Origin of the sequence: Hymenobacter cyanobacteriorum (genome assembly GCF_022631375.1) — a bacterium.
Lineage (GTDB): Bacteria > Bacteroidota > Bacteroidia > Cytophagales > Hymenobacteraceae > Hymenobacter > Hymenobacter cyanobacteriorum.
In genome coordinates, this window is record NZ_JALBGC010000001.1 from 934,525 (window position 1) to 947,151 (window position 12,627).

General features: G+C 63.2%; 15 protein-coding genes. 5 read left to right on the top strand and 10 right to left on the bottom strand.

The annotated features are described in order from the left end of the window. Positions 1-268 precede the first annotated feature (268 nt). From MON38_RS03985 to MON38_RS04020, 8 genes are all read right to left on the bottom strand, one after another. A complete protein-coding gene (locus MON38_RS03985; protein ID WP_241934835.1) occupies positions 269-1,009 on the bottom strand; it encodes a metallophosphoesterase in 741 nt (246 codons plus the stop codon). Further along, positions 990-1,538 carry a hypothetical protein gene (locus MON38_RS03990; protein WP_241934836.1) on the bottom strand — a complete coding sequence of 183 codons (549 nt, stop codon included), beginning with the start codon at positions 1,536-1,538 and terminating at the stop codon, positions 990-992. The genes MON38_RS03985 and MON38_RS03990 overlap by 20 nt, the downstream gene beginning before the upstream one ends. 4 nt (positions 1,539-1,542) lie before the next feature. Beyond that, positions 1,543-2,049, bottom strand: coding sequence for a hypothetical protein (locus MON38_RS03995; protein ID WP_241934837.1), 507 nt, complete (start codon positions 2,047-2,049; stop codon positions 1,543-1,545). A gap of 36 nt (positions 2,050-2,085) precedes the next feature. Next, complete coding sequence (locus MON38_RS04000) at positions 2,086-2,301, bottom strand: hypothetical protein (RefSeq protein ID WP_241934838.1); 216 nt, start codon at positions 2,299-2,301, stop codon at positions 2,086-2,088. A 55-nt stretch (positions 2,302-2,356) separates the two neighbouring features. Further along, entirely contained in the window at positions 2,357-2,716 is a 360-nt protein-coding gene (locus tag MON38_RS04005) for a hypothetical protein (RefSeq protein ID WP_241934839.1), read from the bottom strand. After that, complete coding sequence (locus MON38_RS04010; protein ID WP_241934840.1) at positions 2,709-4,337, bottom strand: DUF4153 domain-containing protein; 1,629 nt, start codon at positions 4,335-4,337, stop codon at positions 2,709-2,711. Before MON38_RS04010 ends, MON38_RS04005 begins: the two co-directional genes overlap by 8 nt. A gap of 71 nt (positions 4,338-4,408) precedes the next feature. Next, positions 4,409-4,702 carry a winged helix-turn-helix domain-containing protein gene (locus MON38_RS04015; RefSeq protein WP_241934841.1) on the bottom strand — a complete coding sequence of 98 codons (294 nt, stop codon included), beginning with the start codon at positions 4,700-4,702 and terminating at the stop codon, positions 4,409-4,411. 14 nt (positions 4,703-4,716) lie between these two features. Continuing rightward, on the bottom strand, positions 4,717-5,397 hold the full coding sequence (locus MON38_RS04020) for a hypothetical protein (protein WP_241934842.1): 681 nt from the start codon (positions 5,395-5,397) through the stop codon (positions 4,717-4,719). 143 nt (positions 5,398-5,540) lie between these two features. On the opposite strand from MON38_RS04020, the gene MON38_RS04025 reads away from it, so the two are divergent. From MON38_RS04025 to MON38_RS04045, 5 genes are all read left to right on the top strand, one after another. Further along, positions 5,541-6,041, top strand: coding sequence for a hypothetical protein (locus tag MON38_RS04025; RefSeq protein WP_241934843.1), 501 nt, complete (start codon positions 5,541-5,543; stop codon positions 6,039-6,041). A 93-nt stretch (positions 6,042-6,134) separates the two neighbouring features. Next, on the top strand, positions 6,135-6,614 hold the full coding sequence (locus MON38_RS04030) for a hypothetical protein (RefSeq protein ID WP_241934844.1): 480 nt from the start codon (positions 6,135-6,137) through the stop codon (positions 6,612-6,614). Between the two features lie 72 nt (positions 6,615-6,686). After that, positions 6,687-7,511 carry a class I SAM-dependent methyltransferase gene (locus tag MON38_RS04035; RefSeq protein WP_241934845.1) on the top strand — a complete coding sequence of 275 codons (825 nt, stop codon included), beginning with the start codon at positions 6,687-6,689 and terminating at the stop codon, positions 7,509-7,511. 96 nt (positions 7,512-7,607) lie between these two features. Further along, entirely contained in the window at positions 7,608-8,483 is an 876-nt protein-coding gene (locus tag MON38_RS04040; RefSeq protein WP_241934846.1) for a UbiA family prenyltransferase, read from the top strand. A gap of 87 nt (positions 8,484-8,570) precedes the next feature. Continuing rightward, a complete protein-coding gene (locus MON38_RS04045; RefSeq protein ID WP_241934847.1) occupies positions 8,571-9,209 on the top strand; it encodes a hypothetical protein in 639 nt (212 codons plus the stop codon). 4 nt (positions 9,210-9,213) lie between these two features. Here the strand turns inward: MON38_RS04045 and MON38_RS04050 are convergent, their stop codons facing one another. Beyond that, entirely contained in the window at positions 9,214-9,876 is a 663-nt protein-coding gene (locus tag MON38_RS04050) for a DsbA family protein (protein WP_241934848.1), read from the bottom strand. Between the two features lie 359 nt (positions 9,877-10,235). After that, positions 10,236-12,557 (bottom strand): transcription termination factor Rho, encoded by a 2,322-nt coding sequence (rho, locus tag MON38_RS04055; protein WP_241934849.1) that lies wholly within the window; start codon positions 12,555-12,557, stop codon positions 10,236-10,238. Between the last annotated feature and the right edge of the window lie 70 nt (positions 12,558-12,627).

The following is a 12,627-nucleotide window of genomic DNA, read 5'->3' on the forward strand; positions in this document are numbered from 1 at the left end:
GCGGGACGCTTATTGGGCCGCCAAGCTAATCAATAAACTTGAATTAATGCTTATTCAAGTTTATCGGAGTATGCCGACGATATCCCAGTTAGGAGCTGATTCATGGGAATTTAGAGCCCTTATATTATTCCATACTGGAACGCATTCCTTTATAAGAGTCAATTTCTTATTCATTATAACCTGCCGTTGCCTAATCGCAACAAGGTCTGCGCTCCGGATGGCACTGTTTGCGATTCTGCCATGCGTATGCGCCCCAAACAACGTTGCTTTAGGACGCAGGCTCCGGCCCCAGACGGATACGTACTATCTCGCGGGGGCAGTTGTACCGAATGGGTAACGTGTCGCCAAGCCCGCGGCTGACGACGACGGTAGCGGAGCCCTGCATATCGCGCAGAACGTTCCAACGCGCCAGCCAGCGCCCCGGGAACAAGTGGCCCTGCCGCTGCCAGCCAACCACCTGCCCGCCATGCAGATGGCCGGCCAAAATCAGGTCGTAGGCCGGCGGCAGCGCGGGCCCGGCGGGGGGATAATGCGCGCACAGCACCCGCAACAGCCCGGGTTGGAGGCCGCCGGGTTCTGGGGCCGAGTAGTTGCCGGCAATGTGCACGGCATGGGCGGCATCGAGCCGAAAGCGGGCGCACCGGCCTTCGAGCCACTGCGCGCCGGCGGCTTGCAGCGTCTGGCGCACGAGGGTGGTGCCCAGAAAAACGTCGTGGTTGCCGGCTACGGCCAGCACCGGGGCTACCCGGGCCGCTCCGCGCGCAAAGTGTGCCAGCGGCAACAGCCCGGCCCGGGTGTCGGCGTAGTCGCCGCCCAGCAGGATGAGCCCCGGGCGCAGGGCCTGCACCTGGGCCAGCAGCGCGGCGGCCCGCGCCCGGCTGCGCCCGGTGAAGTGAAAATCGGACAAGTAGAGCATGTCCAGCCGTGCGCCAAACGGGTAGTATTCGTCGCGCAGCAGCACGGCGGTCGGTGCGTTACCGACGGTTAGCTCAGGCCACGGAAGTTTCATCGACGTACCAAAGTAAAATGGCCAGGCAGCCCACGTGCCACTGCAAACGGGCGTGCCGGGGGCGCACGAGGCCCGCCAGCATGTAGGCGGCCACCGGCAACACCCCCAGCAGGCAGCGGCCGTACCCGATGCGGGCGGTGAGCCGGCAGCTGGCGAGCAAGGGCCGGGGCCGCCTTTCCAACAGCAGTGGAAACAGGAATAGAAACTGGATTTCAACGACATAAAACCCCAGTGCGGCCACAGGCCACAACCAGACACTGCCCCGAACCAGCCCCAGGGCCGCCAGCGCCAGCCCCAGCAGCGACAGTCCGTATTTCAGCCAGCCGTAACAGGTGAAGCACGGGCGGCTGCCCGAGGCCGCAAGTGGCCACGCACGCAGCCGGGCCAGGTGCACGCCCATCCACGCGGCACCGGCTTCGAAAACCGGGCCCGGGCCGGCCAGGGGTTGCGGCGGCCGGCCGGGAACAGCAGCCAGGTAATGGCGGGCGCGCTCCAGGTAGGTGATGGCGAACAGCAGGGAATGACGCACGCGGCTAGCAAAAAATGAACTCAAACCAGGCCAGCCAGGCCACGCCGTTGCCGAACACCAGCAGGCGGTGGTAGCGGGTTTCGACGGGCCCGCAGCGCTTGCGATGGAACACGAACTCATCGTAGCAAATGGCCACGACGGTATAGAGCAGCACCACCACAATGGGCACCAGCCAGCGCGTGGGCTGCGGGCTGGTCATGGCCAGCCACATCAGCCCGAACATGGGCAGGCCGCCTGCCCCCAGCGCAAACGCCTCGGCGTCGCGCTCGCGGCTCGAAAGCTGCATGTTGAGCGGGTTGCGGTGGTAGCGCCAGTCGGCTACGCCGCCGTAGGTGGCCAGCGAGCCGGCCACGGCCATCAGCCAGAACTGCCAGGGCAGAAACGGGAACCGCGCCGATACCCCCAGCCGGGCCCAATCGGTGGTTACCAGCAGGCCGGCAAAAGCGAGGGCCGGGATGAAAAGCAACACCAGCGCCAAGTAATTGCGCGACGCTTTTACGGATAAATTCATGCGAATCAGCGAAAATGACCGGAAGATAAATGCCTGCTACTGCCGCGACCACAGCAGCAACATCTGCGTGAAGGCCAGCAGCAGCAGGCCCAGCAGCACCACGGTAGCGGGCAGCACGCCGCGAATCAGGCGGCGCCAGCGCAGGTCGGGCGAGGGCGCGCGCTCCTGCCAGGTGAGCAGCAGGCCGAGCGCGGCCACGTCGCCGATGCAGAACAGGACGCCGAGGAAGGTGAGAGCGAATTGGGGGAGCATGATAGTATTGTAAAAAACAGGAAGCAGTAAAAAGCGTATTCAACTCTGCTTTAGCCTAGTAACGAACGGTCCAAAGCAGCCAACCATAAGCGCACATCAGCGTTGTCCACACGAGCGTGGATATGAGCAGTGTTAACCAAGACAGTGCGGCCACTTTCAGGCCCATTTCAACAGCAGGGCAATTGCTGTGATATGCCAAGCTGAAATCAGCAACCCCTTTTTTCCAAGCCAGGATTTGAACCGAGGTGAGCAATATCAGCGAGAGGAATTTGCTGCCTTTGCCGCCGCTATTCGGGTTGACGACCCAATAGAAAACAGGCACAAAACCCATTGTACACGCCAGCGTCCAGGCTACGCTGCGGGTCAGCCAGCGCCCCAATTGCGAGGGTGGCGCGGTGTGAATGAGCTTATTCATGAACCCCGAGTTGTTGCGCGGCCTCATAATCGGCCCAGTTGAAACCCTGCCAGTCGTGGTAGTCGGCGTAGTTAGCGCGGGCGGCGGCGGCGGCCAGGTCGAGGCGGCGCTGGGCTTCGGTCGCGTCGATGACGGCGGGGTTGCCATACTCAGCGTTCACGGTGAGCTGGGTGGCGCGGTTGAGGACTGTGCGGCGGGCCAGCAGCGTGGGCAGGGCGCGGTCGGGCATGTCGAGCAGGAAGCCAATATCGACGCTGCGGAAGCGCGGCTGCAGGTTGTATTCCGTCATCCAGACCTCCCAGTTGCCGGCGGCCAGCAGCAGCAGCACCGCGTACACGGCCAGCGAATTCAGCCGCACAAGGCTGTAGGCCGAGCGTTGCTGCCAGATTTTACCCAGCACCGTGCCAAGCCCGAAAAACACCAGCAGCAGGAAGAAGCACACGCCAATGCGCTTGTAGGCCACGCCGCTGTGCAGGATGTAGTAGTAGTTGCGCAGGCCTACCGATACGGCTAGCACCGCGTTTTGCAGCACCCACACCGTGGCGCCCCAGCGCAGCGCCCGCAGCCCCGGCGCGTAGAAATTGAGGTTGCGCCGGAAAAACCACAGCACAATACCCATGGCCAGCAGAATGCTGAAAATGAGCACGTACGTCCCTTCGTGCACAAACTGCGCGAGGTCGAATCCCGGCGCGGGCTCGAAGCCGAACCACAGCCAGCGCACGTCGATGGCATTCACTACCAGCAGCAGCGCGTTCACCAGCCCAAACACGGCCACGGCCACCAGGTATTCCTTGCGCAAATCAAGCGCCTTGGTGGTTTTGAGGCGGAAGTCGGGCCGTCGCACGGCGAACGAGGCCACCCGGTCGCGCTGCCGCCGCACAAACTCGCCGAAGCGCGACTCCTGGTCGGCAAAGAAGTACACCGGCACGGCCACCACCACGGCCGCCGCCACGCCGAAACCCAGCCCCAGAAACAGCAGGTGCGCCAGCGAAATATCGGGCAGCAGGCGCAGCAGCCACTCGCCCAGCACGTTCAGCAATCGGCTGCTGAGCCGCGCATACTCCGGGTTGGCCACCGCAAACAGCAGGTGAAACGCCCCCAGAATGCCCAGCGGTACCAGCAGCAGACGGCCGTAGAACCAGCCACGGCGCACGCCCGCTCCGGCGTGGCTGGGCGGCCGCACGCCGCGCAGCACCCGCAGCCAGGCCTCGGCCGCGCTGCCCAACCCGGTAATGCCCGCGAAAAGCAGCAGTTTCAGCGAAGGCTGGTTGACGTAGCCCAGCAGGAGCAGCACCGATACCGCGCTGGCCAGCGCCGCCACGCCCGAACCGTAAATGGCCATAAACACCCCGCTCAGCAGGCTGCCAAACGCCATCAGCCAGAAGTAGCCCGAGCGCCGGGCGGCCGCGTGGCGCGGCAGTTGCACCAACTGCGCCACTACAATGAATACATCAAACACCAGCATGTTCACGCCGGCCCGCTCGCGCCAGAACAGCCAGTCGAACAGAAAAACGCCCAGCGGCAGCAGCAGCTTTTGTGTAGCGGTGAGGGGCGGACGGGTGGCAGCAGCGGCCTCGGCCGGAACGGCCCATTGGCCGGCAGGTTGCAGGGAAGGATTCATTGTTAAAGAACTTTGTGATTCAAAGTAAAAAGACAAAAAAAAGAGCGCAGCGAAGCCAGTGGCTTCAAAAGCTATGGGCGCAGCAGTTTCTCCAGCGTTTCGAGGTGCTCCTGAAAGGCGGTTTTGCCGGCGGCAGTGGCGGTGTAGGTGGTGTTGGGTTTTTTGCCTACAAATTGCTTGCTCACGAGTACATACTCGGCTTTTTCGAGGGCGGCGACGTGGCTGGCGAGGTTGCCGTCGGTCAGGTCGAGGGCCTCTTTTAAGTCGTTGAAGCTCACCGACTCGTTGGCCATGAGCACGGCCATGACGCCGAGGCGCACGCGGTGGTCGAAGGCTTTGTTGAGGGTGTGGATGAGGTGCTTCACGGGGGGATGACGGGTTAGGCCGCCGAGGTGCCGGCCGCGCCCGGCCGCTCGTAGCGGTTGTACATCAGCAGGCCGTAGCCGATGTGGCCCAGGCCAAAGCCGAGCGCAAAGAAAAGCAGGCCCCAGTCGGGAAGCAGCATGGCCAGCAGCCCCAGCCCGATTTGGGTGAGGCCCAGCCACCGGATTTCATCGAGCGTGTACTTGCTGGCGTTGAGCAGTGCCAGCCCGTAGAACAGCAACAAACCGGGTACCACCAGCGCCACCTCGTTGCCCAGGTACAGGCGCAGGCAGAACAGCCCGCCCGCCACCAGCGGCACCGCCAAGGCCACCGCCAGCCGGCGCGCCGGGCCGCTCCACAGCGTCTGGCCGCTGCGGTGGGTGCGCCGCCGGGTGAAGAAAAAGGCCACCAGCAGCGCCAGCGCAATCATGCCGCCGGTGAGGAACAGCAGCGAGGGCAGCTCGGCGCGGCGGGCATCGGCCGAGGCGTGCAGCAGGCGCTGGTAGCCGCCCACGATGCGGTCGTCCTGAAAAGCGCTTTCCAGAAACCGCAGGCTGAACGCCGTGCCCAGCAGCGCCACTACGCCCGCCCCTACCCCACTCAGGCCCGAAAGCGACAAAAAGCGGGAACTCCGGTCCATGATGGCGCGGATTTCGGTGAGCTGGGCAAGCGGGTCGGACGTGGCGGCGGGCTTCATAAGTATCGAAGTGCTTTGTGATGCAAAGTTGAAGAAAAGTATTGATACTTTTGTCGCATAATCTCATTTTTCTTTTTCCGATGAGTGACTCGATACTTGCCGGCACCTAGGGCCAAGCTTTTCACCTTTGGTTCTGGAAAAATTTGGGCAGCTTTATCGGGCTATTTTTATATCTGACACCTATTGCGCCGCTGCTCATTCACGTAACGGCGCCCGACTTGTTATTCACTCTCAGCATTGCCGGCCTCGTGGGTCTGATTGCGCTAGTTGCCTCTGTGGTAATGGCACCCTTGGCCTACGTAGCCTTCCAGCAACTGCTACGCTCCTTCCTGCTGGCCCCCGCCTGCTGCGCCATAGCCAACGGAGTGGCCCATTTCAGCGACTGGTGCTACCTGGCAGCCTCGGTGGCAGAAGTGGGGCTACGGCGTGAGGCTGGGGCGTGGCAGGACAGCCGCGCTGATTCCCGAAATCGGAACAAAGGCCGGCACGGCTGCCACACCAGCCGCCGTAGTGCCATTTTCAGCCTGACAATCAACGCGCTGAAGCAGCGGTTCCGTAAGTCTGGAACAAGTCATTTTGGGAATAAAAAGTCTCAAAAATATAATCAATATTTACGCAAACCATTCATTATCAGCAAACCGTAGCTGCACCAATTCCCCGAAGGATGAAACGGAAAGGCGTTGCCGCCGCCGTTGCATCGCCGGGTTGGGAACCACCTCACGCCAACGTTTTGCCCTATGCCTACTTCTGCACAACTCCCGGCACACCTCACTGCTACCCGGCGCACCCTCACCGTTTGGCTGCTCAGCAACCTGGGCGGCACTGCCTGGCTGGTACTGGATTTTTGCCGCTACTCGCCCGAAGACTTTGCCATTCCGCTGGTGGTAGGCCTGATGGCAGCGCTGCTGTCGTTGGCCACGGTGCCGCTGGCCATCCCATTTTTTGCCATGGCGCAGCAGCAGTGCATCACCTGGCGCTGCCGGTTGCTGGCGCTGGCGGCAGTGCTGCTGGTGTTTGCGCTGGGCAATTTTGCGCTGCTGCACCTGCTGCCCATCGGGCCGGCCAGCAGCCTGCTGCGCTTTTCGTGGCCCTACCTGGGCACGGCCCTGGCAGCAGCGCTGTGGGTGTATCGGCCCCAGCCGGCCCAGCGGCGGCAGGCCGCGCCGCTGCTGCTCACGTGGCAGCCCCGGCCTTCGCGCCACCCACTGCTGGCCTGATGCATTGTCCCGCCGCAGAAAGTCCTGCTTGAAAATGAGCAGTGCGGCTTCGTTTTGCGTAAGCGGGGGCCTATGCGCCTACGTCTGCGGTTGTTCGAGTTTGAGGATTTGTCGTGGTTTCCGGCCGTGGTGCGGGCCGGCATGATGGATTACCTGCATTTTATGATTTCGGCGCTGGGCACCTACCGGCCCATTGTGCCGCTGCTGGCCGAGGGCCTGCGCCGCAGCGGCCAGCCGCACCTGCTGGAGTTGGGCGCGGGCGCGGGCGGCGGCACCGAAAACCTGCTCATCGCCCTGCGCGCCCAGGGCCAACCCGACGCCACCAGCACCTTCACCGACCTCTACCCCCAGCCCGCCGCCTGGGCCGCCGCGGCCCGGCGCACCCACGGCCTCATCCGCTACGAGCCAGCACCGGTCGATGCGCTGGCCGTGCCGCCGCATCTGGCGGGTTTCCGCACCATTTTCTCGGCCTTCCACCACTTCCCGCCAGCGGCGGCCACGGCCCTGCTGCGCGATGCCGTGCGGGCCAATACCGGCATTGGCGTGTTTGAGGGCGCGGGCAAGCACTGGGCCGAGCTGCTGCTGGCCGTCACGGTGCTGCCGGTGGCGCAGCTGCTGCTCACGCCGTTTTTTCGGCCGTTTCGACTCAGCCGGTTGGTGTTCACGTACTTGATTCCGTTGATTCCGCTCTGCACCATCTGGGATGGCGTGGTGTCGGTGCTGCGCATGTACTCGCCCGCCGAGCTATTGGCCCTGGCCCGCGCCGCCGACCCAGCCGGGGCATTTGCCTGGCAGGCAGGCAAGAAACGCCACTGGTGGGGGCCGCAGGTGACGTACTTGGTGGGCTGGCCGGTGAGCAGCGCCCAATTGGCAGCGAACCCTGAACCGTTATTGTAAGGCACGGTAGCAGTTAGACCGATGCCGCCGCTATTGCTGCTTTTGCTCACCTTTGTGCCCGGCGGCCTGGTTTCACTCTCAATTGCTCGTTGTTCATTGCTTCTTGCTCATTACAAAAAGGCGCTGCCGCTGCTGCGCATCCCATTTTCGGTGTACCTCATGCCGGTATTCTGGTTTGGGCTGAGTGCCTTGCGCGGCCCCTGGAGCGGCGGGCGGGCCGTGGGCGTGTTCGTGGTGCTGCACCTGCTGGCCTACCCGGCCTCCAACGGCTACAACTCCTACTACGACCGCGACGAAGGCAGCATTGGCGGCCTGAAGGCCCCGCCCAAAGTCACGCCCGAGCTGCTGCATCTGGTGTGGCTGTTCGATGCGCTGGCCGTGGCGGGCGCGGCGCTGCTCTCGTGGCCGTTTGCGGCGCTGGTGGTGGTGTATTTGCTGGTGTCGAAAGCGTACAGCTACGAAGGCATCCGGCTGAAGAAATACCCGCTGCTGAGCACGCTGGTGGTGGTCGTGTTCCAAGGCGCGTTCACGCTGCTGATGACGCAGGTGGGCGTGGGTGCTACTTCAGCTCAGCTTTTCGAGAATACCAACCTGCTGCTGGCACTGGTGAGCACGCTGTTTCTGTGCGGCTCCTATCCGCTCACGCAAGTGTATCAGCATGAAGAAGATGCCCGACGCGGCGACCGCACCCTGAGCCTGCGGCTGGGCATTCGGGGTACGTTCATTTTTGCGGCCATCGGGCTGCTGGCCGGGGCCGTCGCGCTGGGGCTGGCCTACTGGCTGCGCCAGGAAATTCGCCCGCTGCTGATATTTCTGGTGGCTACCGGGCCGGTGGTGGTGCTGTTCGGCCGTTGGGCCTGGGCCGTGTGGCACGACGAAACCGCCGCCGATTTTGAGCACACCATGCGCATGAACCAGGTGTCGTCGCTGTGTTTGAGCGCCGCGTTTATTGCCATGCTGCTGTGGCGGTAAACCTCGGCTGCAATGCTCCGCAGGCAACTGAAAACGTGGGGTTCCTCGTATTCAGCAATTGATTCTGTTCACTCAATTGCTGCGTTCATGCAAAAATCCTGGCTTTTCCTGCTGCCGCTGCTGGCGGCCTGCAACTCCACTCCATCTGCTGTAAACGAAGGCACCGTTTCGCGGGCAGCCGACCGTCAAGGCCCGGTTACGGACACCGCCCAGGCCCTGCCCGCGCCCGATACTGCCGCCGCCAGAGCCGTTTCGGCCGTGAGCGATACGCTGCGGCAGGTGCGCGAGCGACACAATTTCAGCAACCCCAAAGGCCCGGCCGACCTCTTCCGCCTCGTTTACCGGGGCTCGTCCATTCTGGAAGGCACCGGCGAATTCACCATCACCGACCCTAGCGGCCAGGTCATTTTCCGCGAAATGCTGACCGAGCCCGACCTCGAAGCGGCCCTGGTGTACGAGATGAAAAACCCCACCGCCACCCGCGCCGAGCGCGAAACCTTCGTGCTCCGGCGCATCGACCGGTTTTTCCTGCCCGCGCAGTTTCATACGCCGGCCGTGGCGGCCAAAGCCGCCTTTCCCGGCGGCATCGAAAACCTCGACCGCGCCGCCTGGGCCGACCTGCAAAAGCGCCCCGACGCCATCGGCTTCGAGTATTTGAAGGGCAAAGAAGACCGCCGCGTCATCGCCTGGTCGGCGCTGAAAAAGCAGACCGTGCGCGTGCGTTAAGGCCCTACGCCGTTTCGCGCAACAACTGCTCCAGCCCCGCGCGCAGCTGCTCATAGGGCTGATAGCCGCGCGCCAGCACGTAGCCCTGCTCGCCCACGCGCACCACGGCCGTAGGAAAGCCCTGTACGCCAATGCGCGCCACGGCCGCAAATTCCTGCCGGGCCGCCTGCGCCGTTTCGGGTGCGGCCCGGCGGCGCTCAAACTCGGCAGCATCTACGCCAAACGGAGCCAGCAACGGCGCGTAAGTAGCGGCTTCATTCAGGTCGAGGCCATCCCGAAACAGGGCCTGCTGCACCGCGTGCGCGAAAGCCACGGTGCGGGCCGGGTCCTGCGTTAGCTGCCGGAATGCCACGATGGCCCGGCTTGGTGGTTCCGAGTCGTAGCGGTAGGTGCCAGCGTCGCCCAGCGTCCGGAAGGCTTCGCCGAAGCGCACGCCGGTTACGGTTTCCACTTCGTCGAGGCTCTGGCGGAGGTAGTCCCAGGTTTCGGCAATGGGGCCGGCCTCGTCGCCCACCACCATGCCGCCGCAGAGTACGGATACATCGAGCCGGCCGGCAAAGTCGGTTTGAATCTGGTTGATGGCTGGGCTCAGGCCGTAGCACCAGCCGCAGAGCGGGTCGTGGAGGTAGAGCAGCTCGGGCAGATTGGTGGCGGATTCGGAAGACATATGCGACTATTTTTTTGTCAAAAATAGCGCCCTACTGCTCGCCCGGCGGCTTTGGCGAAGCCAGCTAAAAATATTTTTCACCAGGCTGAATTTATTCTGCCGTCCTATAGTTTGCTCCGTGATACCTAGCTTTATTTGAGTGGATAATTTTTATACATCCACCTATTATTATCGACGATTGTTACTTTAGCAAAAGCCCGCTACATTGCTGTAGCGGGCTTTTTTATGTTCTTTCATTGCCGTTTGAAATATTTCAATAAAATGAATAATTCAAACAACTACTATTATTCCAGCAAACGAAAAAGAGCCCGCTGCCGGGTGGCAGGGGCTCTTCCGTAGCGGAGAAAACAGCCTGTTATTTAGCCGTTCATGGCGAGCAGGAATTCTTCGTTGTCCTTGGTGCCTTTGATGCGGTCTTTCAGGAATTCCATGGCCTCGGTGGCGCTCATGTCGTTCATGAAGCGGCGCAGCACCCACACGCGGTTCAGCTCGTCTTTGCTCATCAGCAGGTCTTCGCGACGGGTGCCGGAAGCCGGGATGTCGATGGCCGGGAACACGCGCTTGTTGGCCAGTTTGCGGTCCAATTGCAGTTCCATGTTGCCGGTGCCTTTGAATTCCTCGAAGATAACCTCGTCCATCTTGGAGCCGGTTTCGATGAGGGCCGTGGCGATGATGGTGAGCGAGCCGCCGCCTTCTACGTTGCGGGCCGCGCCGAAGAAGCGCTTGGGCTTTTGCAGCGCACCAGCATCAATACCACCCGAGAGGATGCGCGACGAGCTGGGCTGCACCGTGTTGTAGGCGCGGGCCAGGCGAGTGATGGAGTCGAGCAGAATTACTACGTCGTGGCCGCACTCCACGAGGCGACGGGCCTTGTCGAGGGCCATTTCGGCGATTTTCACGTGGCGGTCAGCCGTTTCGTCGAAAGTCGAGCTGAGTACTTCGGCTTTTACGGTGCGGGCCATGTCGGTTACTTCCTCGGGGCGCTCGTCGATGAGCAGCACCATGAGGTAAACCTCGGGGTGGTTTTCGGCAATGGCGTTGGCCACTTCCTGTAGCAGTACGGTTTTACCGGTTTTGGGCTGGGCCACAATCAAGCCGCGCTGGCCCTTACCAATCGGCGCAAACAAATCGAGCACGCGGGTACTGATTTGGGTGGGCTTGGTGGTGAGTTTCATGCGCTGGTCGGCAAACAGCGGGGTGAGGTGGCTGAACGGCACCCGGTCGCGGACTTCCTCCACGGTGCGGCCGTTCATGCTCTCCACGCCTACCAGGGCGAAGTATTTCTCGCCCTCGCGCGGCGGCCGGATGGTAGCCACCACCGTGTCGCCGGGCTTCATGGCGAACTGCTTCACCTGCTGCGGCGACACATACACGTCGTCGGGCGAGCTGAGGTAGTTGTAGTAGGGCGAGCGCAGGAAGCCGTAGCCGCCATCGGGCATCAGCTCGAAGGTGCCGCCACCGGGCACCACCAAATCCAGCTCCTGGCGCTGCGGGCGCTGCTGCTGGTTTTGGTTCTGCGGCTGGTTCTGGCCTTGGCCCTGATTCTGGCCCTGGTCGGTGCGGGGCGAACCATCGGGATTCTGGCGGCGCTGTTGGCGCTGCAGTTCGCGCTGGGCGTAGCGCTCCTCGCGGGTCAGATTCTGGTTGTTGCTGCCGTCGCCGCGCGGCTGGTCGTTGCGCGGCTGGCCCTGGTTCTGATTTTGGCCCTGGCCCTGGTCCTGGCGGGACTGGTCCTGCTGGCGGGGCTGGTCAGTGCGGTTTTCGCGGGGCTGCTGGTCCTGGCGCGGGGTGCGGGGCTGCTGGTCGCCGCGGTTATCGCGCACGTCGCGGTTGTCGCGCTCGAACCGGTCGGCGCGGTTCTCACGGCGGTCGTTGAAGCCGTTTCCGCCCCCATCGCGGCGGCTGCCGAAGCTGCCTTCGCGGGTATCAGTGCCAGCTTCGGGCGCGGGGTTGGCAGCAGCAGCGGCTTCGGCAGCGGCTTTTTCGGCGGCCATCTCGGCAGCACGCTGCTCGGTGATGGGGCGGCCGGCGCGGTCTACCCGCTCGCGGCGCGGGCGGTCGGTGCGGGCGGGGTTGGTGCCGGCAGCCTGCTCCGTGGGTTGATTATTCTCTGTAAACTGATTGGTCGAGGTAGCGTTAGCGTCGGCGGTAACGGCGGGCGCTTCCGTAGTTTTAGCGACCGGGGCCGGAGTGGCGGCCGGCGCAGCAGTTTCGGGGCCTTGCGCCAGGGTGGCGCCGGTGGCGTGCGAAGGCGCAACCAGAGCCAGCCCCTCAATAGAATCCAAAATTTCAGTAGTTGGAGCTTCAATCGCAACCGGAGCGGCCAACGTGGCCGAAGCGGCAGCCGCCGCGCCGCGCAGGGCACGGGATGGCGCGGCTTTGGCAGCAGGCGGGGCTACATCGGAAAAGGGCTGCTCGGCAGTGCTGGGAGCCGGGCGGCGGGCCGAGTTGCGCGCGGGGCGGGCGGCGGCCGGAGCAGCGGCGTCCGGAGCCGAAGCGGCGGGCGCTACTGCCGGGGCGGAAGTGGCTTCGGCGGCGCCGGGGTTCAGGGCCTGCTGGTCGAGGATTTTATATATCAAATCCTGCTTGCTGAGGCGTTTGAAGTTGCCGACGTTCAGTTGCTCGGCAATCTCTTTGAGGTCGGACAGCAGCCGGTCCTTCAACTCGTTAATGGTGTGCATAAAGGGAATAAGGGGAGAACATCGGCGGGAAAGCACGGGGGCTGGCGGCCCGGAATGGCCCACGAAGGGG

Bases quoted from the DNA above. Each gene is read 5' to 3' on its own strand.
- MON38_RS03985 (WP_241934835.1), bottom strand. From the start codon at position 1,009: ATGAAACTTCCGTGGCCTGAGCTAACCGTCGGTAACGCACCGACCGCC.
- MON38_RS04035 (WP_241934845.1), top strand. From the start codon at position 6,687: ATGCGCCTACGTCTGCGGTTGTTCGAGTTTGAGGATTTGTCGTGGTTT.
- MON38_RS04020 (WP_241934842.1), bottom strand. From the start codon at position 5,397: ATGAAGCCCGCCGCCACGTCCGACCCGCTTGCCCAGCTCACCGAAATC.
- MON38_RS03995 (WP_241934837.1), bottom strand. From the start codon at position 2,049: ATGAATTTATCCGTAAAAGCGTCGCGCAATTACTTGGCGCTGGTGTTG.
- MON38_RS04005 (WP_241934839.1), bottom strand. From the start codon at position 2,716: ATGAATAAGCTCATTCACACCGCGCCACCCTCGCAATTGGGGCGCTGG.
- rho (WP_241934849.1), bottom strand. From the start codon at position 12,557: ATGCACACCATTAACGAGTTGAAGGACCGGCTGCTGTCCGACCTCAAA.
- MON38_RS04000 (WP_241934838.1), bottom strand. From the start codon at position 2,301: ATGCTCCCCCAATTCGCTCTCACCTTCCTCGGCGTCCTGTTCTGCATC.
- MON38_RS04030 (WP_241934844.1), top strand. From the start codon at position 6,135: ATGCCTACTTCTGCACAACTCCCGGCACACCTCACTGCTACCCGGCGC.
- MON38_RS04045 (WP_241934847.1), top strand. From the start codon at position 8,571: ATGCAAAAATCCTGGCTTTTCCTGCTGCCGCTGCTGGCGGCCTGCAAC.
- MON38_RS04050 (WP_241934848.1), bottom strand. From the start codon at position 9,876: ATGTCTTCCGAATCCGCCACCAATCTGCCCGAGCTGCTCTACCTCCAC.
- MON38_RS04010 (WP_241934840.1), bottom strand. From the start codon at position 4,337: ATGAATCCTTCCCTGCAACCTGCCGGCCAATGGGCCGTTCCGGCCGAG.